General features: G+C 70.1%; 23 protein-coding genes and 1 tRNA gene. 9 read left to right on the forward strand and 15 right to left on the reverse strand.

The window, feature by feature from the left end; genetic code table 11:
- Positions 1–80: 80 nt before the first annotated feature.
- From accD to V2J18_RS13155, 4 genes are all read right to left on the reverse strand, one after another.
- Positions 81–971 (reverse strand): acetyl-CoA carboxylase, carboxyltransferase subunit beta, encoded by an 891-nt coding sequence (gene accD / locus V2J18_RS13140; RefSeq protein ID WP_064749545.1) that lies wholly within the window; start codon positions 969–971, stop codon positions 81–83.
- Between the two features lie 124 nt (positions 972–1,095).
- The gene (gene trpA / locus V2J18_RS13145; RefSeq protein ID WP_336131984.1) at positions 1,096–1,899 is read right to left on the reverse strand and encodes a tryptophan synthase subunit alpha; all 804 of its coding nucleotides are present in this window, start codon (positions 1,897–1,899) and stop codon (positions 1,096–1,098) included.
- Positions 1,900–2,044: 145 nt separating this feature from the next.
- Entirely contained in the window at positions 2,045–3,259 is a 1,215-nt protein-coding gene (gene trpB, locus V2J18_RS13150) for a tryptophan synthase subunit beta (RefSeq protein WP_064749547.1), read from the reverse strand.
- A 274-nt stretch (positions 3,260–3,533) separates the two neighbouring features.
- Positions 3,534–3,947 (reverse strand): hypothetical protein, encoded by a 414-nt coding sequence (locus V2J18_RS13155; RefSeq protein ID WP_075575263.1) that lies wholly within the window; start codon positions 3,945–3,947, stop codon positions 3,534–3,536.
- A gap of 173 nt (positions 3,948–4,120) precedes the next feature.
- Here V2J18_RS13155 and V2J18_RS13160 point away from each other — a divergent pair, with 173 nt between their 5' ends.
- The 3 genes from V2J18_RS13160 (at position 4,121) to arsC (ending at position 5,715) form a co-directional block, all read left to right on the forward strand.
- A complete protein-coding gene (locus V2J18_RS13160; RefSeq protein WP_336131985.1) occupies positions 4,121–4,975 on the forward strand; it encodes a tetratricopeptide repeat protein in 855 nt (284 codons plus the stop codon).
- Positions 4,976–5,166: 191 nt separating this feature from the next.
- A tRNA-Val gene (locus V2J18_RS13165) sits at positions 5,167–5,241 on the forward strand.
- Between the two features lie 105 nt (positions 5,242–5,346).
- Positions 5,347–5,715 (forward strand): arsenate reductase (glutaredoxin), encoded by a 369-nt coding sequence (gene arsC / locus V2J18_RS13170; protein WP_336131986.1) that lies wholly within the window; start codon positions 5,347–5,349, stop codon positions 5,713–5,715.
- A gap of 660 nt (positions 5,716–6,375) precedes the next feature.
- On the opposite strand, the gene V2J18_RS13175 is transcribed toward arsC, so the two are convergent.
- From V2J18_RS13175 to V2J18_RS13185, 3 genes are all read right to left on the reverse strand, one after another.
- Positions 6,376–7,998, reverse strand: coding sequence for an FMN-binding glutamate synthase family protein (locus tag V2J18_RS13175; RefSeq protein ID WP_064749823.1), 1,623 nt, complete (start codon positions 7,996–7,998; stop codon positions 6,376–6,378).
- Between the two features lie 103 nt (positions 7,999–8,101).
- Positions 8,102–9,391 carry a nucleotide sugar dehydrogenase gene (locus tag V2J18_RS13180; protein ID WP_336131987.1) on the reverse strand — a complete coding sequence of 430 codons (1,290 nt, stop codon included), beginning with the start codon at positions 9,389–9,391 and terminating at the stop codon, positions 8,102–8,104.
- A gap of 90 nt (positions 9,392–9,481) precedes the next feature.
- Complete coding sequence (locus V2J18_RS13185) at positions 9,482–10,540, reverse strand: diguanylate cyclase (RefSeq protein ID WP_064749825.1); 1,059 nt, start codon at positions 10,538–10,540, stop codon at positions 9,482–9,484.
- Between the two features lie 334 nt (positions 10,541–10,874).
- Between V2J18_RS13185 and V2J18_RS13190 the strand changes: the two genes are divergently transcribed.
- Positions 10,875–11,222 (forward strand): hypothetical protein, encoded by a 348-nt coding sequence (locus V2J18_RS13190; protein WP_064749826.1) that lies wholly within the window; start codon positions 10,875–10,877, stop codon positions 11,220–11,222.
- 175 nt (positions 11,223–11,397) lie between these two features.
- Here the strand turns inward: V2J18_RS13190 and V2J18_RS13195 are convergent, their stop codons facing one another.
- From V2J18_RS13195 to V2J18_RS13210, 4 genes are all read right to left on the reverse strand, one after another.
- Positions 11,398–12,099 carry an SDR family NAD(P)-dependent oxidoreductase gene (locus V2J18_RS13195; RefSeq protein WP_064749827.1) on the reverse strand — a complete coding sequence of 234 codons (702 nt, stop codon included), beginning with the start codon at positions 12,097–12,099 and terminating at the stop codon, positions 11,398–11,400.
- Complete coding sequence (locus tag V2J18_RS13200) at positions 12,099–12,653, reverse strand: 2-amino-4-hydroxy-6-hydroxymethyldihydropteridine diphosphokinase (protein WP_064749828.1); 555 nt, start codon at positions 12,651–12,653, stop codon at positions 12,099–12,101. The genes V2J18_RS13195 and V2J18_RS13200 overlap by 1 nt, the downstream gene beginning before the upstream one ends.
- Positions 12,654–12,844: 191 nt before the next feature.
- Complete coding sequence (locus V2J18_RS13205; RefSeq protein WP_064749829.1) at positions 12,845–13,828, reverse strand: NAD-dependent epimerase/dehydratase family protein; 984 nt, start codon at positions 13,826–13,828, stop codon at positions 12,845–12,847.
- A 66-nt stretch (positions 13,829–13,894) separates the two neighbouring features.
- The gene (locus V2J18_RS13210) at positions 13,895–15,055 is read right to left on the reverse strand and encodes a serine hydrolase domain-containing protein (protein ID WP_336131988.1); all 1,161 of its coding nucleotides are present in this window, start codon (positions 15,053–15,055) and stop codon (positions 13,895–13,897) included.
- A 149-nt stretch (positions 15,056–15,204) separates the two neighbouring features.
- Here V2J18_RS13210 and V2J18_RS13215 point away from each other — a divergent pair, with 149 nt between their 5' ends.
- Together V2J18_RS13215 and V2J18_RS13220 are read left to right on the forward strand one after the other, a co-directional pair.
- The gene (locus V2J18_RS13215) at positions 15,205–16,338 is read left to right on the forward strand and encodes a sensor histidine kinase (RefSeq protein ID WP_064749831.1); all 1,134 of its coding nucleotides are present in this window, start codon (positions 15,205–15,207) and stop codon (positions 16,336–16,338) included.
- Positions 16,320–16,979 (forward strand): response regulator, encoded by a 660-nt coding sequence (locus V2J18_RS13220; protein ID WP_064749832.1) that lies wholly within the window; start codon positions 16,320–16,322, stop codon positions 16,977–16,979. Before V2J18_RS13215 ends, V2J18_RS13220 begins: the two co-directional genes overlap by 19 nt.
- Here the strand turns inward: V2J18_RS13220 and V2J18_RS13225 are convergent.
- A complete protein-coding gene (locus V2J18_RS13225; RefSeq protein ID WP_261370224.1) occupies positions 16,972–17,901 on the reverse strand; it encodes a LysR family transcriptional regulator in 930 nt (309 codons plus the stop codon). The two genes, V2J18_RS13220 and V2J18_RS13225, sit on opposite strands and share 8 nt — an antisense overlap.
- A 141-nt stretch (positions 17,902–18,042) precedes the next feature.
- Here V2J18_RS13225 and V2J18_RS13230 point away from each other — a divergent pair, with 141 nt between their 5' ends.
- Positions 18,043–18,606, forward strand: a complete 564-nt coding sequence (locus V2J18_RS13230; RefSeq protein WP_336131989.1) for an ester cyclase — start codon at positions 18,043–18,045, stop codon at positions 18,604–18,606.
- 138 nt (positions 18,607–18,744) lie between these two features.
- Here V2J18_RS13230 and V2J18_RS13235 read toward each other — a convergent pair whose 3' ends face one another.
- Complete coding sequence (locus V2J18_RS13235; protein WP_336131990.1) at positions 18,745–19,407, reverse strand: hypothetical protein; 663 nt, start codon at positions 19,405–19,407, stop codon at positions 18,745–18,747.
- A gap of 237 nt (positions 19,408–19,644) precedes the next feature.
- Here V2J18_RS13235 and V2J18_RS13240 point away from each other — a divergent pair, with 237 nt between their 5' ends.
- Complete coding sequence (locus V2J18_RS13240) at positions 19,645–20,733, forward strand: M35 family metalloendopeptidase (protein WP_336131991.1); 1,089 nt, start codon at positions 19,645–19,647, stop codon at positions 20,731–20,733.
- A 112-nt stretch (positions 20,734–20,845) separates the two neighbouring features.
- Here the strand turns inward: V2J18_RS13240 and V2J18_RS13245 are convergent, their stop codons facing one another.
- The gene (locus V2J18_RS13245; protein WP_141233605.1) at positions 20,846–22,003 is read right to left on the reverse strand and encodes a Tle-like phospholipase domain-containing protein; all 1,158 of its coding nucleotides are present in this window, start codon (positions 22,001–22,003) and stop codon (positions 20,846–20,848) included.
- A 306-nt stretch (positions 22,004–22,309) separates the two neighbouring features.
- Positions 22,310–23,674, reverse strand: coding sequence for a S8 family peptidase (locus V2J18_RS13250; RefSeq protein WP_336131992.1), 1,365 nt, complete (start codon positions 23,672–23,674; stop codon positions 22,310–22,312).
- Between the two features lie 186 nt (positions 23,675–23,860).
- Between V2J18_RS13250 and chrA the strand changes: the two genes are divergently transcribed.
- A complete protein-coding gene (gene chrA / locus V2J18_RS13255; RefSeq protein WP_336131993.1) occupies positions 23,861–25,054 on the forward strand; it encodes a chromate efflux transporter in 1,194 nt (397 codons plus the stop codon).
- Positions 25,055–25,147 lie beyond the last annotated feature (93 nt).

A 25,147-nucleotide genomic window follows, 5' to 3' on the forward strand; every position in this document is an offset into this window, starting at 1 on the left:
ATCCAGCCCGCGCTCGAGTCCACAGACGGCGAGGACCGCCGCAGCGGTCCCCCATGACGCGCGCGGTCGGGCCGCTGCGATCAAGCCGCCGCCTCTGCGTCGTCTTCGGGTTGCGATTGTTTCATCAACAGCGCCAAAAGATGCGCGAGGCGATCACGCATTTCGCGTCGGTCGCAGATCTGGTCGACCGTGCCGTGCTCGAGCAGGAACTCGCTGCGCTGGAAACCGTCGGGCAGTTTTTCGCGCACGGTCTGTTCGATCACGCGCGGGCCGGCGAAACCGATCAGCGCGCCCGGCTCGGCCAGGTTGAGATCGCCGAGCATCGCGAACGAGGCGGTGGTGCCGCCGAAGGTGGGATGGGTCATGACCGAAATGAACGGCAGCCCGGCGTCGCGCAAGCGGCCCAGTGCGGCCGAGGCCTTGGCCATCTGCATCAGCGAGAACAGGCTTTCCTGCATGCGCATGCCGCCGCTGGCGGCGAAGCAGACCAGCGGCACGCGGTCGGCCAGCGCGCGCTCGGCGGCGCGGGCGAAGCGCTCGCCGCTGACCGAGCCCATCGAGCCGCCCATGAAGGCGAAGTCCATCGCGCAGGCCACCAGCGGACGCTGCTTGAGGGTGCCGGTCATCGCCACCAGCGAGTCGCGCTCGCCGGTCGACTTCTGCGCCGCCTTGAAGCGTTCGGAATACTTCTTCTGATCCTTGAACTTGAGCACGTCGACCGGGCTGAGCTCGGCGGCGATCTCCTGCGCGCTGCCGGCATCCAGGAACGCAGTGAGGCGCACGCGGGCGCGGATCGGCATGTGGAAGCCGCACTTGGGGCAGACCTCCAGGTTCTCCTCCAGCTCCGGCCGGTACAACACCGCGCCGCAGCTCTCGCACTTCTCCCACAGGCCCTCGGGGACGCTGCGCCGCTTGGCCGCGACCGTCTCGGTGCGGATGCCGGAGGGCATGAGTTTCTTGAGCCAAGACATGCGATGAAATCTTCCTGTTCAGGCAACCACGGATGAGGTACCGACGGGCGCGGCGCGGCAGGCGCCGCTCGCGCACCGGCGGATGAGTTTAGCGCAGCGGACGCGGGCGTCCGCCGCCGGCCGTTCAGGCGCGCGCGTCCAGCGCCTGGCGCAGCGGGGCGAGGAAGTCGGCGGCGGTGCGGGCGGCGGCCGCGTCGCCGGCCTCGGCCAGGGCCGCGACCAGGGCGCTGCCGACCACCACGCCGGCGGCCTCGCGCGCCATCGCCGCGGCGCTGGCGGCGTCCTTGATCCCGAACCCGGCCACCACCGGCACCCGGCTGCGCGCGCGGATGCCGTGCAGGCGGTCGTTGGCGGCTCCGGCGTCGAGCCGGTCGGCGCCGGTCACCCCGGCGAAGCTGACGTAGTACAGATAGCCCTGCGCGCCCTCGCACAGCAGCGCCAGACGCTGCTCGGTGGTGGTCGGCGAAGCCAGCAGGATCAGCGCCAGGCCGGTGTCGGCGAAGGCGCCGCGCAGTTCGTCCGCTTCTTCCGGCGGCAGGTCGACCAGCAGCACGCCGTCGACGCCGGCGTCGACCGCATCGGCGGCGAAGCGCGCCGCGCCGCGGATCTCGATCGGGTTGAGATAGCCCATCAGCACCACCGGCGTGTCGGCGTCGTCGCGGCGGAACTCGCGCACCGCCCGCAGCACCCAGCTGAGCCCGGCGCCGCGCGCGATCGCGCGCTCGGAGCTGCGCTGGATCACCGGCCCGTCGGCCATCGGATCGGAAAACGGCACCCCCAGTTCCAGCACGTCGGCGCCGGCGGCGACCAGGGCGTGCATGACCGGCACGGTCGACTCCAGCGAGGGATCGCCGGCGGTCAGGAACGGGATCAGCGCCTTGCGGCCGGCGGCTTGCAGTTGTTGGAACTTGGCGTCGATTCGGTTCATGGATGAAAGGCTTCGGCTTTAACCCCTCGTCCGCGTGTGGAAAAGGGGTGGGGTGAGGGTCGTCGGCGTCGGCGAACGTCGGATCGGGCGCGCGCCCTCATCCGCCCTGCGGGCACCTTCTCCCGCGAGGGGGAGAAGGAAAAAGTCAGAAGTGCAGCCCCTCGCGCCCGGCGATGGTATGCACGTCCTTGTCGCCGCGCCCGGACAGGTTGCACAGCACGACCCGATCCTTCGGCATCGCGCGCGCCAGCTTGATCGCCTGGGCGATGGCGTGGCTGGACTCGAGTGCGGCGAGGATGCCTTCGGTGCGGGCCAGGGTGCGGAACGCGGCCAGCGCGTCTTCGTCGGTGACTCCGACGTACTCGGCGCGGCCGGCGTCCTTGAGGAAGGCGTGTTCGGGGCCGACGCCCGGGTAGTCCAGGCCGGCCGAGACCGAATGCGTCTCGATGATCTGGCCGTCGTCGTCGCACAGCACGTAGGTGCGGTTGCCGTGCAGCACGCCCGGACGGCCGGCGGCCAGCGACGCGGCGTGGCGGCCGCTGTCGATGCCGTCGCCGGCCGCTTCGGCGCCGACGATGCGCACCGAAGGGTCGTTGAGGAAGGCGTGGAACAGGCCGATCGCATTGCTGCCGCCGCCGACGCAGGCGGTGATCGCATCCGGCAGGCGGCCGTACTCGGCCAGCATCTGCGCCCTCGCCTCGCGCCCGACCACGGCGTTGAAATCGCGCACCATGCGCGGATACGGGTCGGGGCCGGCGACGGTGCCGATGATGTAGAACGTGTCGCGGACGTTGGTGACCCAGTCGCGCATCGCTTCGTTGAGCGCGTCCTTGAGGGTCTGCGAGCCGCTGGTCACCGGCACCACGGTCGCGCCGAGCAGCTTCATCCGGTAGACGTTGATCTTCTGCCGCTCGATGTCGGTCGCGCCCATGTACACCACGCACTCCAGGCCCAGGCGCGCGGCCACGGTGGCGCTGGCGACGCCGTGCTGGCCGGCGCCGGTCTCGGCGATGATGCGGGTCTTGCCCATGCGGCTGGCGAGCAGGGCCTGACCGATGGTGTTGTTGATCTTGTGCGCGCCGGTGTGGTTCAGGTCTTCGCGCTTGAGCAGGATCTGCGCGCCGCCGACCTCGTCGCTGAGCCGCTGGGCATGGTAGATCGGGCTGGGCCGGCCGACGTAATGGGCCAGGTCGCGCTCGAACTCGGCGATGAAGGCCGGGTCGACCCGCGCCGCATCGTAGGCGGCGGCCAGTTCCTCCAGCGGGGCGATCAGGGTCTCGGCGACGAAGCGCCCGCCGAAACGGCCGAAGTGACCGGACGCGTCCGGGTAGGCGTGGAAATCGATCGGTTCTGCGGACATCGGCTCGGCGCGCTGTGAGGGCAACGTGGGACGCCGCCGGAACGGCGACGGGAACCGTGGAGTTTAGGCCATCGCGGGCCCGACCGTACGCGCGACCGGCCGATGGAATGGGACCGGGGTCGCGGCGCGGCGGCCGGCGGCGTCGAGGCCCGTCGCCGCGAACGCGGCAAGCGCCACACCGGGCGCACGCCCCGCCCCGATCCGGCAAACGCGCCGGACCGCGCTCCACGCAACGAAAAGGGCGCCGCAGCGCCCTTTTCGTCTGTGCTTCGGATCAGGCCCGGCGCGTCCGCCGCGGCGCCGGCTTGCGCGCGCCGCGCCGTGCCTGGGCCGGCTTGGCCGCTTTGCGCGGCTTGCGTGCGCCGCGGCGCTGCTTCTTGCCGCCCTTGAGACCCAGCTTGTCCAGCACCGGCGCCAGCCGCGCCTCGACTTCGGCGCTGAACTTCACCACCGTCGGCTCGACTTGGCCGCGCACGCTCTCGATTCCGCCGCGCACGTTGTCGCGCGCGTCGGCGACCAGACCCTGGGCGCGGCGCTGCAGCGCGCCGATCCGGTCGACCGTGCGCGCGCCGCTCGCCAGCGCTTCGCGGCGTGCGATCACGGCCAGGCCGAGGCCGGCCAGCCAGAGATGACGCAACGTGGGGGTGGGGTTGTTCGCCGCCGGCTTGTTGCGCTTCACAGCTGCCATGGTTCGCTCCGCACGACCGCCCGGGGATGGGGGTTTCAGGACGCCACTGTGGGCCGCCGGCATCGAGCATTCACACTAGCCGCGACCGCCGCCGCACGCCCGCGGCCGCCCTCTTGCCAGCGCGCGGCCGCGGCGGGATGCTGCCCAACCCGACCTGTCGACAAGGACCGCAGATGGCCGCCAAATCCGCTTGGGCCGCTTTTCCCCACGAAGCCAAGGCCTATACCTACGCCGGCGATGCCCTCAAGAAAGCCTGGCCCAAGCTGCATGCCGGCGACACCGAGCCCTACCCGGACGCCAAGCGCGCCGCCGCCCTGATCGACGCCGCCGGCAAGGCCGCGCCCAAGGGCCTGGATGCCGATGCGCTGGCCGATGCGCTGCAAGAGGCCTGGCGGGCGTTCCACCGCGGCGATTTCAAGGCCGCTTTCGACGCCGGCCAGGCGCTGGGCCCGGTCGGCGCGTCGGTCGCGGTCAAGGCGCTGGGCATCCACGCCACCTATCTGGTCGAGGACGAGGACGAACAGCTCAAGCGCTACGAGCAGGCGGCCAAGATCGCCGAAGCCGCGGTCAAGGCGCTGCCGGACGAGGCCAACAGCCATTACCGCCACGCCTTCGCCCTGGGCCGCTACAGCCAGGGGCTGAGCATCGCCAAGGCGCTCAAGGCCGGCATCGCCGGCAAGGTGCGCAACGCGCTCGACGCCACCCTGGAACTCGCGCCCAAGCACGCCGAGGCGCATACCGCGATGGCGCTGTACCACGCCGAGATCATCGACAAGATCGGCGGCATGATCGGCGGCCTGACCTACGGCGCCAAGGCCGCCGACGCCGAGAAGCACATCAAGACCGCGCTCAAGCTGACCCCGGACTCGCCCATCGCCCACATCGAGCACGGCAACGTGCTGCTGCTCCTGCACGGCGACAAGCAGGAAGACGCGGCCGCGGCGGCGTACGAAAAGGCCGCCAAGCTCAAGCCGCTGGACGCGATGGAGGCGCTGGACGCGGCCTACGCCAAGGAGCAGTTGGAGTAAGTGCGAATCCAAGCCCGCGCCGCAGGCCTCGCCGGACGGGGTCCCGTGTTCGCGCTCGCCCTGCCGTCCCTGCGCGAACGCGAACCAAATCGCAGCCGGCACGCCCCGCCGGCCGGGCTTCAGTGAAATTTTCACGCCAAGGCTTGTCAGTCCGAAAAAGCCCGATTACACTTTGCGGCCCGATAAGACTCGGGCGGTTAGCTCAGCGGTAGAGCATCGCCTTCACACGGCGAGGGTCGCAGGTTCGAACCCTGCACCGCCCACCAGTTGTACGAAAAGGCCGGCGCAAGCCGGCTTTTTTTCGTTTCGGGCGCAGCGCGCCGGCGTGGATGCCGTCCCGCCGCCTCTGCGCCATGACGAGAATCCGCACCATGACCACCGACCCGCATCTCGCCCCTACCCGCCTGTACCACAACCCGCGCTGCTCCAAGTCGCGCGGCGCGCTGGAACTGCTGCGCGAACGCGGCCTGGAGCCGGCGCTGGTGACGTACCTGGATTCGCCGCCCGATGCCGCGCAGTTGCGCGCCCTGCTCGGACTGCTGGGCCTGTCCGCGCGCGAACTGCTGCGCAGCGGCGAAGACGAGTACCGCGAACTCGGCCTGGGTAATCCCAGCCTCGACGACGCCGCGCTCATTGCGGCCATGGCCGCGCACCCGCGCCTGATCGAACGCCCGATCTTCGTCCACGCCGGCCGCGCCGTGGTCGGCCGGCCGCCGGAGCGGGTGCTGGAGTTGCTGTAAGCCCGCCCTGACCCGCCCCGACCAAAGCCTTGCTCAGTTGGAGCGGCATAGGCCGTTGCCGTTGCCGTTGCCGTTGCCGTTGCCGTTGCCGTTGCCGTGAAGAGCTTGGCGCCGCTTCGAACTCGCGAGGACAAATCGAAGCCCCGAAGGGCGGCCCGCAGGGAGGCGGGCCGTGCGCAGCCAGGCCAGGGAGGGCCTGTGCGGAGCAGCCCGGCGAAAACCTCGTCCCATAGCGGTTTTTGATCCGAAACCGCCATGGCGTTTTCTTTGGTTACTTTTGACCGAAGGAAATCCCGTAGGACGTCGTCGCCTTGGACAAAGAAAGTGACCCGGCCGCTTGCGGACGGAAGCTTGGCTTTAAAGCTTTTGTCCATAGAAGCCGGCGCTACGGTTTCGTAGCTTCGATCATTAGCGAAGGCGTTGATTTCTCTGCGCGTCCCGTGGTCGCGGCTTACGCCGCTCCTACAGGGGCATAGGACAAAGCGCGGCGAGAGTGAAGGACGGCGGCCGCGGCTTGCGCCGCTCCTACCCTCCGCGTCAGTTTCGAGCTTCGATCAACCTCAACCCCGTCGGATTTCCATGCGTCCCGGGGGCGCAGTCTATGGCCGCAGGCAATCCCCATGGGGAAGCCGTTGCCGCAGTGAAGCCAGCACGCTTGGGCTACAGCGATTTGCTCTCGCGCATCGCCAGCACCCGCGCCGGCGCAGCGAACGAGTCACTGCGCGCCGCGCTCCAGAACGCCTGGAACACCGCATGCGCCGGCACCTTGCCGATCAGATCGCCCGGCGCGAGGAAGTTGTACAAGGCCCCCAGCGAACGCACCTCGGTCGGCGATACCCGGCGCAGGATGTGCTCGGGTCCGATCTCGCCGGCATGGCCGAGCCCGGCCGCGCACAGCAGGTCGCGCAGCGCCTTGAGCGTGTTCTCGTGGAAATGGAATACCCGGCTGGCCTTGTCCGGCACGTCGAGCTTGCCCCAGCGGCTGGGGTCCTGGGTCGCCACGCCGGTCGGGCAGCGGTCGGTGTGGCAGCTCTGCGCCTGGATGCAGCCCAACGCGAACATGTAGCCGCGCGCGGCGTTGCACCAGTCCGCGCCCATCGCCAGCGTCCGGGCGATATCGAAGGCGCTGACGATACGGCCGGCGGCGCCGATCCGGATCTTGTCGCGCAACTCCAGCCCGACCAGGGTGTTGTGCACCAGCATCAAGGCTTCGTGCATCGGTACGCCGACATGGTCGATGAACTCCGCCGGCGCCGCGCCGGTGCCGCCCTCGGCGCCGTCGACGACGATGAAGTCCGGCAGCAGCCCGGATTCGTGCATCGCCTTGGCGATGCCGAACCATTCCCAGGGATGGCCGATCGCGAGCTTGAACCCGGTCGGCTTGCCGCCGGACAGCTCGCGCAGGCGGGCGACGAAACGCAACAGCCCCAACGGCGAATCGAACGCCGAATGCGCCGCCGGCGACACGCAGTCCTGGCCCATCGGCACGCCGCGGGTGGCGGAGATCTCGGCGCTGACCTTGGCCGCCGGCAGCACGCCGCCGTGGCCGGGCTTGGCCCCTTGCGACAGCTTGATCTCGATCATCTTGACCTGCGGGTCGCCGGCGTTCGCGGCGAAGCGCTGTTCGTCGAACAGGCCGCGTTCGTCGCGGCAGCCGAAGTAGCCCGAGCCGATCTCCCACACCAGGTCGCCGCCGTTCTCGCGGTGATACGGCGAAATCGAGCCCTCGCCGGTGTCGTGGTAGAAGCCGCCGAGCCTGGCGCCCCGGTTGAGCGCGCGGATCGCATTGGCCGACAGCGAACCGAAGCTCATCGCCGAGATGTTGAACACGCTGGCCGAGTACGGCTGGGCGGCGTTTTCGCCGATGACCACGCGAAAATCGTGCGGCACGTGCGCGGTCGGCGCCAGCGAATGGTTGATCCACTCGTAATCGAGACCGTAGACGTCCTGCTGGCTGCCGAACGGGCGCACGTCGTTGACCGACTTGGCGCGCTGGTAGACCAGGGCGCGCTGCTGGCGCGAGAACGGCACCTCGGCGGTGTCGGCCTCGATGAAGTACTGGCGCATCTCCGGGCCGATCGATTCCAGGCCGTAGCGAAAGTGCGCCAGCACCGGATAGTTGCGCCGCAGGGTGCTGCGGGTCTGCAGCAGGTCGGCGGTGCCGAGCGCGGCGATCGCGCCGAACGCGGCCACGCCCCACCACCAGTCCGGATGGTGCAGCCAGGCCAGCAGCAACGAAAACAGGGTTAGCAGCAGGCTGGCGGCGTAAGCGGCATAACGCATGGCGATGGGTCGGTTCACGAGCGGGAGCCGAGCATAACCGGCCGCGGGTGCAGGCACCGTGGCGGCGCGCCGCCGACGGGCTGCGGCCGCCCCGCCGCGCCGGCTACAGGCGCGCGTCGACCTGATCGCGCGGGTACAGGCTCTTGATGTCGTACAACAGCGCGTCCGGCTTGCCGAACGCGCGCGCGCCGGCGGCGCCGAGCCGGCGGAACTGTTCGTGCGCGACCGCGACGATCACCGCGTCGTAGACCCCGGCCGGCGGCGTTTCGACCATCTCCACGCCGTACTCGCGGCGGGCCTCTTCGGCGTTGGCCCAAGGGTCGTGGATCTCGACCCGGGCCCGGTACTCGCCGAATTCGCGCGCCAGGTCGATCACCCGGGTGTTGCGCAGGTCGGCGCAGTTTTCCTTGAAAGTGATGCCCAGGATCAGGATGCGCGAGTCGGCGACCGCGACGCCGCGTTGGATCATGCGCTTGATCACCTCGGCCGCGACGTGCCCGCCCATGGCGTCGTTGATGCGCCGGCAGGCGAGCAGGATGTCGGGATAGTAGCCCGCGCTTTGCGCCTTCTGGATCAGGTAGTAGGGGTCCACGCCGATGCAGTGGCCGCCGACCAGGCCGGGGCGGAACGGCAGGAAATTCCACTTGCTGCCCGCCGCTTCCAGCACCTCGGTGGTGTCGATGCCCAGGCGCTGGAAGATCAAGGCGAACTCGTTGATCAGGGCGATGTTGGCGTCGCGCTGGGTGTTCTCGATGACCTTGGCCGCCTCGGCCACGCGCAGGCTGGAGGCCTTGTGGGTGCCGGCCGGGATGATGCTGCGGTACAGCGCGTCGACCCGCTCGGCGGTGGCCTCGTTGGAGCCGGACGTGACCTTGGGAATGTCGGTCAGGCGACGCTGGCGATCGCCGGGGTTGATCCGTTCCGGGCTGTAGCCGACGAAGAAGTCCTGATTGAAGCGCAAACCCGAAGCGCGTTCGAGCTCGGGAATGCAGATCTCCTCGGTCGCGCCGGGATAGACGGTGGACTCGTAGATCACCGTGTCGCCGGGCTTGAGCAGTTCGCCGAGCGCGCGGCTGGCCTGGACCAACGGGGTGAAATCCGGCCGCTTGTGCTCGTCGATGGGAGTCGGCACCGTGATCACGTAGGTGTCGCGATCGGCCAGATCCCGCAAGCTGGCGCTGAAACGCAGCCGGGTCGCGGCGGCGATCTCGGCGGCGTCGTTCTCGCGATGCGAGTCCTCGCCCTGGCTGAGCTGGGCCACCCGCACCGGATTGATGTCGTAACCGACGGTGTCGTAGCGCTTGCCGAATTCCAGCGCCAGCGGCAGGCCGACGTAGCCCAGGCCGATGACGCCGATGCGCGTTTGCGCGAGATTGCCGCCCTGCTCCGCCATGCCCTGCCCCGATCGTTGAGTCTGCGCCGGGTCGCCCGGGTCGGTGGATTCTAGTGAGCCGCTTTCGCCGCTGGCAAACCCCGCACCGGCTCAGCCGTCGGCGCAGACCACCTGATTGCGGCCGCGTTGCTTGGCCTGGTACAGGGCCGCGTCGGCATGGCGCATCCACATCGCCGCGCTGACCGTGCGCGGCCCGGTCGATGCCAGGCCGATGCTGACCGTGCAACGCAGCGCCGGGGCGTCGTCGAAGCGGGCGTCCTCGATCGCCTTGCGGATGCGCTCGGCGATCGATCGGGCCGGTTCGTCCTCGATGTTCATCAGCACCAGGGCGAACTCGTCGCCGCCGATCCGGCTGGCGGTGTCGGTCAGGCGCACCACGCCGTGCAGGATGCCGGCGACCCGGCGCAACACCGCGTCGCCGATCTGGTGGCCGTGGAAGTCGTTGATGTCCTTGAAATGGTCGACGTCGATCAGGATCAGGCTGGCGTTCCTGGCCGAACGCGCGCAATGGGTCATGGCCGCGGTCGCCGAATCGTCCCAGTGCAAGCGATTCTGCAGGCCGGTCAGCGGATCGGTGCGGCTGAGCTGGTCGAGCTGCTTGTTCTGCCGCACCACCTTGCGCGCCAGGCCGTAGGCGGCGCTGCTGATCGCCATCGGATAGACGAACATGAACGGCAAACAGGCCAGGACCACCGTCATCGAGCTGTAGGGCGCGAACGGGAAGCCGATCAGCGTCCACACCGCAGCGGCGGTGAGCAGCATCGCCAGCGCGGTGCGCACCAGGAAACGCCAGCCGCCGACGCCGATCTTGTCGGCCGAAAGCATCACCGCCAGCAAGGCGCTGGGCACGATGTTGAACTGCATCACCGCGATCCACATCCCGCCCATGGCCGAGTCGATCACCAGATTGCGGTATTCGGCGTACTCCGGATCGCGACTGCGCGAGGCCAGTACGTAGGCCAGCGTCGGCCACAGGTAGCCGTTGGCGAACAACAGCGTCCACAGCCCCCAGCCGGCGTGCTGCTCGTACAGCACCCCGGCCACGGCGAAGAACCCGAAGCCCAGCCCGAGCGAACGCATCGCGTAGATGCGGCGGACGAAACGCAGATGCTCGGCGGTGCGCCCCGCTTCCCGGGAACTGTCGGTCATTCCGCTCACGCCCCCTCGCTCGTGGATGATCGCGTCGAATCGGTCCCTGCCTCGGTAATCCGAGCATACCTTGCCTGACGGCGCCGGGTGCGCGCAGGAGGGGCCGGCAGCGGGCCGCCGCCGGCCCGACGCCCGGGCCCGGCGGGCATCGGCAAGAGGGCCCGGATCGCCCGGCGACAGCGAGCGGGAGCCGCGTGACCGCGGTCGCGCAGGGAGCGGATTCCGGTCGCAGAGATGAACGTTTGTCTCGATTGAATGCCGCTCTACACGTGCATCTAACGATGCGATCGGGCACCATCTGCGCAACAGGGGGTTCCTCCACGGAGCCTGAGCGATGACGACGACCCTACGCGGCCGCCACAGCCCCAACACGCCCGGGCTCAGTTACTGGGCCAGCCATTACCGGCATGCGGATTTCTACCGCGACGGCATGCGCTTCAGCGATTACGCACCGGCGTTCTACGTCGGCATTTCGGTGCATCTGGAACATCCGGACCGGGACTTCGACGACCCGACCCTGCAACTGCGCCAGCGCTATCAGCGCATCCGCCTGGGCTCGGCGCTGAACTGGGAACAGGCCGAACGCGCCGCGCGCTCGGCCTGGCAACGCGCGCGCAATACCGCCGAAGCGGCGCAGGCGCGCATCGCCCGGCATATGGCCGAGTTGGCCGCACAGCCCTGACCCGACGCGGCGATTCCGCAGCGAACGATCGCGGACGAATATCTCTCCTCTCCGGGAGGGATCGGCCGTCTCGAGACGACCGCGGCGAGGGGCCCGGGGTGCGGCACGGCGCGGGCCTTGCGGCAACGACGGCGCGCGCGCCGGATGCCACAGCCCGAACGCCGGAGCCCGAAGGTCAGAGCTTGAAACGGCCGCCGTCGACGCGCAGGATCTCGCCGGTGCAGTAGGCCGCATCGCTGAGGTACATCACCGCCGCCACCACGTCCTCGGGCGCGCCGATGCGCCCGAGCACCGTGCGCGCGGCGATCGCGTCCTCTTGCTCGGCCCGCTCGGCCGGGTCGCGCACCGACGGCAGCACGGTCCCGGGCGCGACCGCGTTGACCCGGGTCGGCGCCAATTCGCTCGCCAACGCGCGCACCAGCCCGGCGCCGGCGGCACGACTGACCTGATAGGCCGCATGGCCGGGAAAGGAACGATCCAGATAGGTGTCCAGCAGCATCACCACCGAACGCAGCGGGCGGCGGCGCTGCAGCGCCAGCGCCAATTCCCACGGCGCCAGCAGGTTGACCTGCAGATGGCGCCGCATGCGATCGCGTTCCTGCTCCAGCCCGGCGGCGTCGATCCCGCTCCAATGCCGACCACGCTCGAACATCGAGGCGCTGAGCACCAGATCGGTGATCTGCGCCTCGGGCAAGGCCGGCAGCGGCTGATTCAGGTCCCAGCTCCAGCCGATCACGGGGCGCGGATACGGCGCCGGCTCGGCATCGGCGTCGCGGCGGTGCGCGACCACCGTGTCGCCGCGCGCCAGGCAGGCCTCGGCGATGGCGCGGCCGATGCGGCGCGAGGCGCCGGTGACCAAAGTGACGCGCTCGGACATCAACGGGCCTCCGCGGTGAAGTCGGCGACGGGATCGCACGAGCGCAACCAACGTTCGACGAAGCCCGCACCGGCCAGGGAATAGAAACCTTCGGCATTGCGTTGCGGTACGAACCCGCGCTGGGCGGCCACCGTGTCCAGCGCCTGTTTCAACGCCGGCAACGGCAGTTGATACAGGCCATGGAACAGGTAAGGCCGGCCCGGATCGTAACGCGGCTGCCATCGCACCTGTGTGTCGACGAGCCCGACCAGATCGATGTCCAGCGGCACCGGCAAGGCCCGCTGCGGATCGCGGCGCCGTCCGAAGTCGCTCTCGATCTGCTTGAAACGTCGCTCCAGCGCGGCGGCGTTGTCGGCCGCGGCGATCTGCAGCGCCAACATCAGGTTCACCGTCACCCCGCCGCGATAGTCGCGGTGGCGGTCGGCGAACAGGTCGGAACAACCGCGCAGGCCGTGCGGTCCCGCCTCGGCGCACAGTCGCGCGGCGGCGACGATCAGGTTCTCGACCCGCGCGCCGTCGCAGGCGCCCAGGCAGATCAGTGCGATCGCGCTCATGCTGCGCCCGCCTGCGTCGCGCAGGCGCGGCGCGGATCGAGGACTGACCGGATCGTGTCGTTGCGGTGGTTCAATGCGGCGCCTCGTCGGTGGGCGGCGACGGCGCGCCCGGCGCCGTCGTCATCGGCTCCATTCTAGCCAGCGTCGGGCGGACGCCCCAGCCCGTGTCCGCGATCGCTCCCGGCACCGGTTCACATCACCGGATAAGGCATGTCCTCGAAGCGCTGCGCGTGATAGCCCTTGACCCCGACTTCGCGGGCCAGCCCGCTGCGGAAATCGCGCCCCTCGCGCAGGCAGTCCAGCACGTGGCCGAAACCGTAGCGCGGTGCCCAGCCGAGGTCTCGGCGGGCGCGCGCGTTGTCGTAGATCCGGTCGAGCTCGGGGAACAGGCGCCAGCCCTGCGCCGCGTACAGGTCGCGGCAATGCGGGAACAGGCGTTCGACCGCGGCAGCCGCGTCGCGGCGCAGCTCGGCGCGGTCCGCACGCGAGAAGGGCGTGGTGGCCGAGACGATGTAGCGCCCGAAACCCAGCGCCGGCGCGCGCTCGATCGCGCACAGGTGAGCCTGGACCACGTCGTCGATGTCGGCGCGCCGATACAGCAGTTCATTCGCCTGCGCATTGGCCGGGCTGTAGACACTGCGCACCGCCGCATCGTCGTCGTCCTCAGGGAAGAAGCGCGAGGTGCGCAGCACCAGCACCGGCAGGCGATGCTTGCGGTGGAACAGCTCGCACAAGCCTTCGGCGGCGATCTTGGTGGTGCCGTAGATGTTCTTCGGCACCGGCGCCACGTCCTCGTCGATCCACGCCGCCGGCTCGCCGGGCGCCGGGCTCAGCGCCGCGCCGAAGGCGCTGGTGGTGCTGGTGAACACGAACGCCTCGACCCGCTCGGCCAGCGCCGCCTCGAGCAGGGCCAGGGTGCCGGCGACATTGGTGTCGACGAACTGGCGGTAGCTGTGGGTGGCCACGTGCGGCTTGTGCAGGGTCGCGGCGTGGATCACCTGGCGCACCCCGCGCATCGCCGCGGCGACGAAATCGGGATCGGCGATCGAACCGACCGCATCGGTAAAGGCCGAAGGCTTGATGTCCACGCCGCGAACGTCGCGCCCTTGCGCGCGCAAACGACGCATCAGGCCTTCGCCGAGGTGGCCGGCGCTGCCGGTAACGAGAATCGACATCGGTGCTCGCTCCTGGCCGGGGCCGGGCGCGGACGCGCACGCGGCGAACCGGCAAAGAAGCGGACACTAGCAAGCCGGATCGGCCGCCGCCAGGCGCGGCTCGGCGTTTCGGCCCGGCCCGGCGCGCGCCGGCGCATCGGACGGCGGGGCCGCGCCGGCGGCGCGGATCATCAGCTGGTGCAGGTGCTGATGGTGGCTGCGCCAGCCGTCGCCGTCGAACAGCACGAACCAACCCAACTGCAGGCGGCTGCGGCCGGTGTCGTTGCGCGAGACCAACGCCAGCCGACGGCGCGCATCGACGATCAGGAACTGCCCGCCCCACCCGTCGGCCCAGACCGTGTCCGCATCGCGGTCGACCCACCACAAATAGCCGTAGGCATCGAAGGGATCGCGGTCGGCCACCGGCGAACAGGCGCGCGTGCTGCGCTCGACCCAGGCCTGCGGCACCACCTGCACCCCGCCCCAACGGCCGCGGTCGGCGTAAAGCATGCCGAACCGGGCCAGATCGGCGGCCGACAGGAAGATCACGAACTGGCGGTGCTCGGTATAGCCGGGCTGCTCGTAGATCACATGCGCGGCGCGGAATCCGGTCATGCCGGTGGGCCGGGCGATCCAGCGTTCGAAGGCGTCGCCGATGCTCAGTCCGGTGCGGCGCTCGAAGATGGTGCCGAGCACGTTGAAGTCCCAATTGTTGTAATAGAAGAACTCGCCCGGCCGGTGCGCGCCGCGGCGCGGCCGCGAGTCCTTCATGCCACGGGCTTCGCCGGCGGCCTGGATGTAAATGCCCGAGCGCGACATCAGCAGGTCGCGCACCGTGGCGCGCTTCTCCTGCGCGGTCAGCGGCACGACTCGGTCGTCGATGCCCAACTCCGCCAGGCTCTGGTCCAGACGCAGATAGCCCCTGTCGATGGCGATGCCGTACAGCGCACTGAGCAGGCTCTTGCGCACCGAATGGGTGTTGATCGGCAGGTCGGCATCGCCCCAGCGCGCCAGCTCGCGCCCCTGGTGCACGGCGACGAATGCGTCGAAGCGGGTCTGCGCAGGCAGGTAGGCATAGGCTTCGCGCAGCGCGGCGGGATCGGCCGGCGCGCGCCGCGGCAACGGCTCCGCCCCGGCGCTGGAGGTCGCCGGCGGGATCGCCGGGATCGCGGCATAGACCAGGGCGGCGCCGGCGACGCCGGCGAACAGGGCCAGGAGCGGACGCAGCTTGCGGGCCGGGATGCGCATGGGCGGGTTCCGATGGCGGAGGTGGGCGCAGTCTGGGCGTCGCCGCCGCGACGCCGGCAGAGCCCGGAAGTCAGCGCCGGCGGTGACGAAAGTCATCCATTCGCGGCCCTGGCTTGCCTTGCCCGGGCCGCGCCGGCCAAGCTGGCCGCATGCGCTCTCCGCCGCCCCTGCGCTACCCCGCCGCGGTGCTGGCCGGCTTGCTGGCCTGGGCCGCGGTCGGCCTGGAGCTGTGGTCGGGCCCGGTGCAGGCCAGCGGCTTCGCCGCCGCCTGGCCGGTCCCGGCGTTGGCGCGCGGGCTGCATCTGCTGTTCGCGCCCGCGTTCGTCCTGTCCTGGCGGCTGCGCGAGCGGCGCGCACGCCTGGCGGCCGCGTCCGGCCTGACCGTGCTGGCCTTGGGCCTGGTCGCGCTGTACCGCTACAACTCGGCCGCGGCGCTGCTGATCCTGCCGATGATCGAGTTCGCCGCCCTGCTCGGGCCGCGCGCGCTGGCCGCGGCGTTCGCGCTGAGCAATGCCGCGCTGTTCGGCGTGGTCTGGCTGGCGCGCGAGATGGACGCGCCGTGGACCTACGTCGGCGTGCACGCCGCGCTGCAGGCCTTCGCCATCCTGTTGCTGCGCTCGGCACGCCGCACCGAGCGGGCGCACCAGGCCCTGGCGCAGTCGCACGCCGACTTGCTGGCCGCACGCGGCATGCTCGCCGAGGCCGCGCGCAGCGAGGAGCGCCTGCGGTTGTCGCGCGAGCTGCACGACGTCGCCGGGCACAAGCTGACCGCGCTGCGGTTGAACCTGAGCGCGCTGCAGTATCACCCCGGGCTCGACCGCGAACAGGCGCTGACGCGCTGTTCGCAGCTCAGCGCCGAACTGCTCGACGACCTGCGCGCGGTGGTGCAGCAACTGCGCCTGCACGACGGGCTGGACTTGGAGCCGTCGATGCGCGCGCTGGCCGGCGCGTTCCCGCAGCTGCGCCTGCACCTGCGGCTGGACGCGGACGCACGCGCACCCGGCCTGGACCACGCCGAAGCGTTGTTGCGCGCGTTCCAGGAGGGGCTGACCAACGCCGTGCGCCACGGCCAGGCGCAGACCCTGTGGGCCAGTTTGCAGCGCGACGGCCAGCGCTTGGCGCTGGAACTGCGCGACGACGGCCGCGGCGCGCCGGCCGGGCTGCTTGCCGGCAACGGCCTGACCGGAATGCGCGAGCGCCTGCTCGCGCTGGGCGGCGGACTGGACTTCGGCGTCGGCGATAACGGCGGCTTCCGCCTGCGCGGATGGGTACCGCTGTGCTGATCGAGCCGACGCCGCTGCGCCTGGCCCTGGCCGACGACCAGGCCCTGGTGCTGGGCGGGCTCAAGGCCCTGCTCGGCGGCTTCGGGCGTTTCCGCATCGTGCTCGAGGCCGGCGACGGCGAGGCCTTGATCGCCGGGCTGCAGGAACGGCCGGTGGACGTGGTCCTGTGCGACGTGCGCATGCCCCTGCTCGATGGCTACGGCGTGTGCGAGCGCCTACGCGCGGTGCCCGGCGCGCCGCCGGTGATCCTGCTGACCACCTTCGACGAGGCCGGCGCGGCCCTGCGCGCGATCGCGGCCGGCGCGCGCGGATTCCTGCTCAAGGACGCATCGCCGCCGGAACTGATCGCGCTGATCGAAGAGGTCGCGCAGGGTCGGCGCGCGATCGCCCCGGTATCGACCGACGCGGTACGCGCGCGCTACGCCTATCGCGAAACCGCCCCGCCCAGCCACGGTTTCAACCGGCGCGAGGTCGACATCCTGCGCCTGCTCGCCGGCGGCTACAGCAACCGCGAGATCGGCCAGGCGATCCACGTCGCCGAGGGCACGGTCAAGAACTACCTGATCGAAATCTTCGACAAGCTCGGCACCCGCGACCGCACCCGCGCCGTGCTCAAGGCGATCACCCTCAAGATCATCTGAACGTCCGGTCCGCGGCCGCCGGCGCCGGCTCCCAGCGCCAGGCCGACCGCAGGCGCTCGCGCAGGTAGTCGATGAAAAGGCGCGCCCGCGGCGGCAGATGCTCGGCATGGGCGTAGATCGCGTGCAACGGCGCGGCCGGAATCGAATGCCCCGGCAGCACCCGTTGCAACCGTCCGGCGGCAAGATCGTCGCCGACGTCCCAGATCGACTTCAGCGCGATGCCGGCGCCGGCCAGGGCCCAGGCATGGACCGCGCCGCCGTCGTTGCTGACCAGGCTGCCGCGCACGCGCACGCTGACCGGCGGCTCACCGCCGAAGCGCCAGTCCGCGCGCGCCTGTTCGCCGATCAGCAGGCAGCGGTGCGCGGCCAGTTGCGCCGGGTCGCTCGGCTCGCCGTGCGCCTGTAGATACGCCGGCGCCGTGCACAGCACCCGGTAATTCGGCGCCAGCGGCCGTGCGATCAACGAAGAATCCTCGAGCCGGCCGAAGCGGATGGCCAGGTCCAGGCCGTCGGCGACCAGATCGGCCAGCCCATCGCCGAGGTCCAGCTGCACGCTCAGTTGCGGGTGCAGGCGCTGGAAATCCGCCAGGATCGGCGCGATCCAGCGCCGGCCCAGGTCGTTCGGCGCGGTGACGCGCAGCAGGCCGTCGACGCTTTCGCGCCGGCGCCAGATCAGCGCCTCGGCTGCAGCGACCTCAGCCAGGATACGCACCACCTGCGCATGGAACAGCGCGCCCTCCTCGGTCAGCGTCTGACGGCGCGTGGTCCGTTGCAGCAGGCGCAGGCCGAGGTCTTCTTCGAGCTGGGCCAGGCGCTTGCTGACCACCGCCAGCGACAGGTCCAGCTCGCGCGCCGCGGCCGACAGGCTCCCCGCCGAGACGATGCGGTCGAACGCGATCAGATTGGGCAGATTGTCGATCACGCGCCGCGCGCTCCGGCCATGCTTCGCTGGCATTGTTCGCAGATCGGAAAGGATACCTCTGCGCCACGCACCTGTTTGCGCGGCAACGGCCGGGCCAGCATGCCGCTCCCGCGCCCGCTGGCGCTTGCCCGGCCCTCGCCCATGACCGTCTCTAGTCCGTTCCCGTTCGTACGCCCCGCGCGTGCGGCCGCCCTGGCCGCCTTGCTGGCCGCGGCGCCCGCCGCGTTCGCCGCTGCGCCGCCGCTGTTGCAACCGGCGCGGCTGATCGCCGCGGCGCCGGACGATGCGAACGACGCCGCGCGAGTGCTCGCCGCGCGCCGTTACGCCAGTTTCTGGAACAGCGGCGATCCGGACTTGGCGCGCGCGGCGTTGGCGCCGGATTTCGTCGACCGCACCCTGCCGCCCGGCCGCATCCAGGGCTTGGCGGGCGCGTTGCAGGCGTCGCGCACGATGCGCGCGGCGGTGCCCGATCTGCGCTGCGAAATCCAACAGATGATCGTCGCCGGCGACCGGGTGGTGGTGCACCTGCGCTTCCGCGGCCGTTTCGACGGTCGCTTCGGCACCGTGGAGGGCAGCGGCCAGGCCGTCGACTTCATCGCCACCGACATCTACCGGATCGCCGAAGACCGCATCAACGAAAACTGGCACCTCGAGGACAATCTCGGCCTGATGCGCCAGCTCGGACTGGTCGCCCCAACCGGCTGAGCGCTCGCGGCGGCATCCCTGGGCGGCGGCGGCAAGCCGTCCGCCGTCGTCAGCGCCGCGGTTCCGCTCGAGCAAGCCGAAAACGACGACAGCCGGCGCGAAGCCGGCTGTCGTACCCACTGCCCCAACGGCCCCGGTTCAGTGCCCTTTGCCGTTGCCCTTGCCGTTGCCATGCCCGCCGCCATGGCCCTTGCCATGCCCGCCCTTGTCCGGCTTGCCGTGGCCCTTGTCTTTGCCCTTGCCGTGCCCGTCGTAACCGCCGCGGTCGTAGTGGCCCCGATCGTGACCGCCCTTGTCCTTGTCCTTGCCTTTGCCCGGACCGTGCTGCGACCAATCGACGTGCACCGACTGATGGACGGTGATCGGGTAGCCCCAGCGATCGTAGGTGCCGACCGCGCCGCGCTTGAGCGCGTGGAAGGCCGGCGAGCCGGGCTTGATGCCCATGCGCTTGGCAACGTCGCCCCAGCCGCGGCCGGGATAGCGGTCGTACTCGCGCACCACGTTCAGGCACGGCACGCCAAGTGCGCGGGCAATGGCGCAGGCGTAATAGACGTCGCCCGGCGCCCAGCCGCGGCGGCCGAGCAATTCGTCGATCAGCGAGCGGGGGGCGCCGTAGTAGCCGGTCATCTCGTGGATGAACGGTTCGCGGTAGCGATAACCGTAATCGTTGATCTCGCCCAGCCGGGTGTCGACCCAGACGTCGCCGGTACGGATGTTGTAGCCGATGGTCTGGGCCTGGACCCCGGTCGCCAGGCCGAGGCCGAGCAACAGGACCGCTGCCGTGTGCTTGATGTACCGCATTGCTTGCACCCCGTCGTTGGTACGTGAAATTGCCGTGATCGTCATGGTTTTCCGCGCCCCCCGGGCCGCGGACGGCGTTGCCGTCGAGCGCAGTATGCGCATCCTGGCTTAATCGCGCCGGAGCGCATTTGCCGCGTTGCAGAATGCAATCGCGCGCACGCTCTGCTTAGGTGCGAACAGGTCCGCGCGACGGGCCTTTGCCGTTCATTATGTTCACTTACGTTCGGGGGTTTCGGAATGAAAATCAGTCTCATGTCCGCGGTCGCGGGCAGCGTGGTGCTGGCCGGCGCGATCGCCTCGGTGACCGCAGCGCCGAAATACGAAAAAGCCAACCCCTTGCGCATCGGCCTGATGGCCGTGGCCGACCCGGCCGGCGGTTTCGGCGGCCTGGTCGAAGTAAGCGTGACCAACACCAGCCGTCACACCGTGCGGGTTCCGAAGTGGCAGCTGCCTTCCGCACTCACCGAAGCCAAGCTGTTCAACGTCAGCCGCGACGGCGTCGCGGTCGACTATGTCGGCCCGATGATCAAGCGCGGCCTGCCGCAGGCCGAGGATTTCGCGATCCTGCGCGCCGGCCAGACCCTGCGCAGCACGATCGACCTGTCGCAGGCCTACGATTTCTCCCAGCGCGGCCAGTACGTGGTCAACCTGGACTCGCCGCTGCAGTACGCGTCGCTGTCCGACGGCAGCCTGCTGCGCCAGGACAACGGCCTGCCGCTGGTCGCGCGCAGCGTGCCGCTGAGCCTGTGGAGCGCCGGCAAGGGCGGCGAAGCGACCGTCCAGCGCAAACCCGGCGGCGGCAGCGTGGTCGACGGCGTGACCTACAAGAGCTGCGATGCGACCCAGATCGGCACTATCGGCAACGCGGTCGTCGCCGCCCGCGGCTATTCCGAGAACGCCAAGGGCTATCTCGCCGCCGGCACCGTCGGCCCGCGCTACACCACCTGGTTCGGCGCCTACACCTCGGCGCGTTACGGCACCGCCAGCCAGCACTTCGTCGCGATCGACCAGGCCATGGACCAGAGCAACGGCCAGATCACCGTCAACTGCGGCTGCAACCAGCGCTACTACGCCTACGTCTATCCGAACCAGCCGTACGAGATCTTCGTCTGCCGGACCTTCTGGACCGCGCCGCTGACCGGCACCGACTCCAAGGCCGGCACCCTGATCCACGAAATGAGCCACTTCAACGCCGTCGCCGGCACCGACGACCACGTCTACGGCCAGGCCGGCGCCAAGAACCTGGCGATCAGCAGCCCGACCGACGCGCTGGACAACGCCGACAACCACGAGTACTTCGCCGAGAACACGCCGGCGCAGAACTGAGTCGGCCGCACGGCAAGCGATAACGCAAGACCCCGGTTTCCCGGGGCCTTGCGCTTTGCCGCAGGGACCGCCGCGCGCCGGCGCCGAGCGCCGGGCGCGGACGGCGCGTCGCTTACAGGCCGAACTTGGGCCCGGTCTGGGTCTGAAGCTGGGTCGCCGGCTGCTGCGCGTGATCCGCCATGCTCGGCCCCGGGGCGAATTGGCGCACCTTATCCAGCAACGACTGCGTGTCCATGCCCTGCAGGCCGCCGGCGATCTGCACCCGCTTGTGCGCGGCGTTGCCGATGTCGCCCTCCACCGCGAACAGGCTCTTGCCGTCGCGGCCTTCGACGAGGTTGTCGACCCGCGCCAGGCCGCCCTTATGCGCCTGCTCCGCGATCGAGGCGGCGCGCTCGGTCTGGCGCGCATCCACCTCCAGCACCTGCTTCATCGATGTGGCGAAATGCGCCTCGACCGAGCGCTTGTTGGCGAAGACCTGGCTGGTGAGGTCGTCGTCCATCGACATACCGGGTTCGTAAGCCCTGGAAAAGCCCTTCTCGACCGCGCCGCGCTCGATCAGCGCATCCGGGAACGTGCGGTTCACGCCCAGGTCCTGATGGGTTCGGAGCGGGCTGAAGCTCTGCAGATTGGCCAGCACTTCGCCCTGGATGTTGAGGGTCTTGATCGGCAGCGCCTTCTTGTCGATCGCATTGATGTCGACGCCGTGCTTGGCGAAGGTGTTCTCGTGCACCGAAGCCGAGTTGGCGACGATCGCCGGAACTCCGGTCACGGTCGAGCTGAGCATGGCCTGCCCGCCGCCCTTGGAGTGGCCGAGCAACACGACCAGGTTCTCGCCATACACCTCCTTCATGTGCTTGACCGCGGCGACCGACTGATCGTGCTGCGCGCTGTCCAGGCCGAGGTGCTGCTTGATGTTGGTGCCCCAGTCCTTGGGCGAGGCTCCCGCGGTGCCGCGGAAGTTGACCGCGATGCTGTCGCCCTTGGCGTAAACGCTGATGTCCAATCCGGTCGACGCATCCTGCAACCGATCGACTTCGACGCCGTGGCGCTGCAGTTCGTCGCGCCCGAGCCGCTTCCAGCCGTCGATGTTCTTGCGGCTGTCGGCTTCGTAGCCGTCCATCATCAGCTCCACCGCAACCCGCTCGCTGGGGCGCTCCAACGCGGCCGGCGCCTGATGCGGCGCCGACGACTGGGGCTGCCGCCCCATGCCGAAGCGATCCATGACTCCCTGCAGCCAGCCGCGATTCTGGAAAGGATTCGGGTTCGACATAACGAGCACTCCATGGCCATACGCAATAGACACTCGAAAATCTAAGCCGTCGCGCAAGCCATGACAATAAGCGGACCGAAACTGGTCAACGTTTTACAAATCTCCGGCATCGACGGCGCAATGTCGCTGCGCGCTGCATCGGTTCCACCTGCATCTTGCGCATGCATCTTGCCGGTGCCCGACGCCTCGCTGCCGTCCCGGCGTCCTGCGTTTCAGAATCTCGCGCGAACTGCACGGCAAAAAAAATGGCCCCGAAAAATCGGGGCCAGGTGCTCGATGTTCTTTCCTCGATCGCGGTCGCCGCGCTCAGAACCCGCTGGCGTTGAGCCGGCCGCCGCTGACGGTCTTGCCGCTCAGCGAGGGCGTGGCGATCGCCGCGCTCATCACCGCACTCTTGATGTCGGCCGCGGTCGCGCCCGGATGCGAGGAGGCGTACAGCGCCACCGCGCCGGTCACGTGCGGGGTCGCCATCGAGGTGCCGTTGTAGCTGGCGTAACCCGGGATCACCTTGCCCTTGGACGAAACCGGCACGGTCGACCAGATGCCGTAGCCCGGCGCGCCGATGTCGATGGTGGTGGCGCCGTAGCTGTAGATCTGCGTGCCGTTGGAACGCAGCGCAGTCACCGCCAGCACGTTCGGATTCGGGTACTCGGCCGGGTAGCAGTCCGAGGTGTCGCAGTTGACGCCGGAGTTGCCGGCGGCGACCACGAACAGAATGCCGGCGGTGTTGGCGCGGCCGATCGCGTCCTGCAGCGCTTGCGAGAAACCGCCGCCGCCCCAGGAGTTGTTGGTGGCGACGATGTTGAGGCCGTGGCGGCTCTTGAGGTCGTTGAAGTAGTCGATCGCGGTGATCGCATCGGCGGTGCTGCCGCCGCGGCGGCCGAGGAACTTGCCGCTGATCAGCTTGACCCCGCTCCAGCACACGCCGGCCACGCCCTGGCCATTGCCGCCGACGCCGGCGATGGTGCCGGCCACGTGGGTGCCGTGATCGTCGCCTGCGCCGTCGAAGACTTCGTTGTTGTCGCCTTCGAAATCCCAGCCGTGGACATCGTCGACGTAACCGTTGCCGTCGTTGTCGACGCCGTCGACCGGATCGTAGGGATTGGTCCAGGCGTTGGCCGCCAGGTCCGGGTGCGAGTACATGTAGCCTTCGTCGATGACCCCGACCACCACGTTGCCGCAATCGGTATGACCGCCGGCCCAGGCCTGCGCGGCCTGCGAACCGTAGGCGTTGGCCGGGCTGGTGCCCGAGCCGTACATGCCCCAAAGCGAGCCGTTGCTGTAGTAGGTGTCGTTGGACGTCGCCTGATGCTGGTATTCCCAGTTGGGTTCGGCGTACTCCACGCTCGGGTTCTTGCTCAGTTCGTACAAGGTCGCGGCCAGATCGCGCCCGGGCGCAACCCGCCACAGCGCCAGTTCGCCGTTGCGCGCATTGCCGCCGCGCAGAGTCTTGAGCTTCTCCAGGCCGAAGGCCTGACGCGCGGCGCCCTGCTGGGCCGCGCTGCTGCCGTCGCGGAACTTGACCAGCACTTCGCCGGCGCGATGCGCTTGCCCGGCCTTGAGCCCGGCCAGCACCAGATCCGGCCGGCCACCGGCGAGCGCGGCGGACGAAGCACCCAACGCGGTCAGCACCGCGCCGCACAGCAAGGCGATACGAAACGAGGACGTCATGGCGAGTACCCTGGTGAACGCAACCGCGGCCACGGCGGCCGCCCCTGCAATGTAATTTGCGTAACTTGTCACATTCATGCTGCGCCGCAGCGAACGCTAAATCCGCTGAACAGGACTCCGAAATCGTGACTGCCGGCGCCGAACCGCACTCTGCCCTGCCTTCGCCGCGACCGGACGCCGCCGCGCATGCTTGAGGTGTTCCGGGTCTTCCTGCGCCTGGGCCTGACGTCGTTCGGCGGGCCGATCGCCCACCTGGGGTATTTCCGCGACGAGTTCGTGCGCCGTCGCGGCTGGCTGGACGAAGCGCATTACGCCCAGTTGCTGGCGATCTGCCAGTTCCTGCCCGGCCCGGCCAGCAGCCAGCTCGGCTTCGCCATCGGCTTGGCGCGCGCCGGCTGGCGCGGCGGGCTGGCGGCGTTTGCCGGTTTCACCTTGCCCTCGGCGCTGGCCATGTTCGCGTTGGCGCTGTCGGCGCCGCACTGGATCGCCCACCCGGCCGGCGTCGCCCTGGTGCACGGGCTCAAGCTGGTCGCGGTGGCGGTGGTCGCATACGGCGTGTGGGGCATGGCCCGCAGCCTGACCCCGGACTGGCGCCGGCGCCTGATCGCGATCGCCGCCGGCGTCGCGATCGCAGGCGTCGGCGGCCCCTGGATGCAGCTGCTCGCGGTCGCGGCGGGCGGTGCGGCCGGTCTGGCGCTGTGCCGCGCGCCGCTGCTGGCCGGCGCCGACGGATCGATCCCGAACTTCGCCCCCGGCTATGGCCGCGGCGTCGCGCTCGCCTGCCTGGTGACGTTCGCGCTCGGCCTCGGCGCCGCGTTGCTGTGGTCCGGCGGGCCGGCTTCGCTGGCCGGACTCGCCGCCGCCTGTTATCGCGCCGGTGCGCTGGTGTTCGGCGGCGGCCACGTGGTGCTGCCGCTGCTGGAACAACGCCTGGTCGCGACCGGTTGGCTGGAGCTCGACCGGTTCCTGCTCGGCTACGGCGCCGCGCAGGCGCTGCCAGGGCCGATGTTCGCGCTGGCCGCCTATGTGGGCGCGGCGCTGCCGTTGCCGACGCCGGCGCCGTGGCGCGCCCTGGTCGCGCTGCTGGCGCTGTTTCTGCCCGGCCTGTTGCTGGTCGCCGCCGCCCTGCCGCTGTGGTCGGCATGGATGCGCCGCGCCTGGGCGGCGCGGGCGGTGGCCGGGATCAACGCGGCCGTGGTCGGCTTGCTCGCAGCGGCCCTGTTCGACCCGATCGCCCGCCAGGCCATCGGCGAGGCGCGCGACCTCGGCATCGTCGCGGTCGCCGTCGCCATGCTGGCGTGGAGGCGGTTGCCGGTGCTGGCCGCGGTCGCCTGGTGCGTGCTGGCCGCGCTGGGCTCGGCCTGGCCATGGCCGCCGTGAGCGCGCGCCGCGGCCGACACCGCGACGGCCTTGCGTTGGTATCGGCGTAACGCCGTCGCGCCACTCTCGGAGTTGCCGGACGCGGACCGGCGA

It is taken from the genome of Lysobacter firmicutimachus, assembly GCF_037027445.1.
Taxonomy (GTDB): Bacteria; Pseudomonadota; Gammaproteobacteria; order Xanthomonadales; family Xanthomonadaceae; genus Lysobacter; species Lysobacter firmicutimachus.

Coding starts and splice junctions, on each gene's coding strand:
- accD (WP_064749545.1), bottom strand. CDS start 971: ATGTCTTGGCTCAAGAAACTCATGCCCTCCGGCATCCGCACCGAGACG.
- trpA (WP_336131984.1), bottom strand. CDS start 1,899: ATGAACCGAATCGACGCCAAGTTCCAACAACTGCAAGCCGCCGGCCGC.
- trpB (WP_064749547.1), bottom strand. CDS start 3,259: ATGTCCGCAGAACCGATCGATTTCCACGCCTACCCGGACGCGTCCGGT.
- V2J18_RS13155 (WP_075575263.1), bottom strand. CDS start 3,947: ATGGCAGCTGTGAAGCGCAACAAGCCGGCGGCGAACAACCCCACCCCC.
- V2J18_RS13160 (WP_336131985.1), top strand. CDS start 4,121: ATGGCCGCCAAATCCGCTTGGGCCGCTTTTCCCCACGAAGCCAAGGCC.
- arsC (WP_336131986.1), top strand. CDS start 5,347: ATGACCACCGACCCGCATCTCGCCCCTACCCGCCTGTACCACAACCCG.
- V2J18_RS13175 (WP_064749823.1), bottom strand. CDS start 7,998: ATGCGTTATGCCGCTTACGCCGCCAGCCTGCTGCTAACCCTGTTTTCG.
- V2J18_RS13180 (WP_336131987.1), bottom strand. CDS start 9,391: ATGGCGGAGCAGGGCGGCAATCTCGCGCAAACGCGCATCGGCGTCATC.
- V2J18_RS13185 (WP_064749825.1), bottom strand. CDS start 10,540: ATGACCGACAGTTCCCGGGAAGCGGGGCGCACCGCCGAGCATCTGCGT.
- V2J18_RS13190 (WP_064749826.1), top strand. CDS start 10,875: ATGACGACGACCCTACGCGGCCGCCACAGCCCCAACACGCCCGGGCTC.
- V2J18_RS13195 (WP_064749827.1), bottom strand. CDS start 12,099: ATGTCCGAGCGCGTCACTTTGGTCACCGGCGCCTCGCGCCGCATCGGC.
- V2J18_RS13200 (WP_064749828.1), bottom strand. CDS start 12,653: ATGAGCGCGATCGCACTGATCTGCCTGGGCGCCTGCGACGGCGCGCGG.
- V2J18_RS13205 (WP_064749829.1), bottom strand. CDS start 13,828: ATGTCGATTCTCGTTACCGGCAGCGCCGGCCACCTCGGCGAAGGCCTG.
- V2J18_RS13210 (WP_336131988.1), bottom strand. CDS start 15,055: ATGCGCATCCCGGCCCGCAAGCTGCGTCCGCTCCTGGCCCTGTTCGCC.
- V2J18_RS13215 (WP_064749831.1), top strand. CDS start 15,205: ATGCGCTCTCCGCCGCCCCTGCGCTACCCCGCCGCGGTGCTGGCCGGC.
- V2J18_RS13220 (WP_064749832.1), top strand. CDS start 16,320: ATGGGTACCGCTGTGCTGATCGAGCCGACGCCGCTGCGCCTGGCCCTG.
- V2J18_RS13230 (WP_336131989.1), top strand. CDS start 18,043: ATGACCGTCTCTAGTCCGTTCCCGTTCGTACGCCCCGCGCGTGCGGCC.
- V2J18_RS13235 (WP_336131990.1), bottom strand. CDS start 19,407: ATGCGGTACATCAAGCACACGGCAGCGGTCCTGTTGCTCGGCCTCGGC.
- V2J18_RS13240 (WP_336131991.1), top strand. CDS start 19,645: ATGAAAATCAGTCTCATGTCCGCGGTCGCGGGCAGCGTGGTGCTGGCC.
- V2J18_RS13245 (WP_141233605.1), bottom strand. CDS start 22,003: ATGTCGAACCCGAATCCTTTCCAGAATCGCGGCTGGCTGCAGGGAGTC.
- V2J18_RS13250 (WP_336131992.1), bottom strand. CDS start 23,674: ATGACGTCCTCGTTTCGTATCGCCTTGCTGTGCGGCGCGGTGCTGACC.
- chrA (WP_336131993.1), top strand. CDS start 23,861: ATGCTTGAGGTGTTCCGGGTCTTCCTGCGCCTGGGCCTGACGTCGTTC.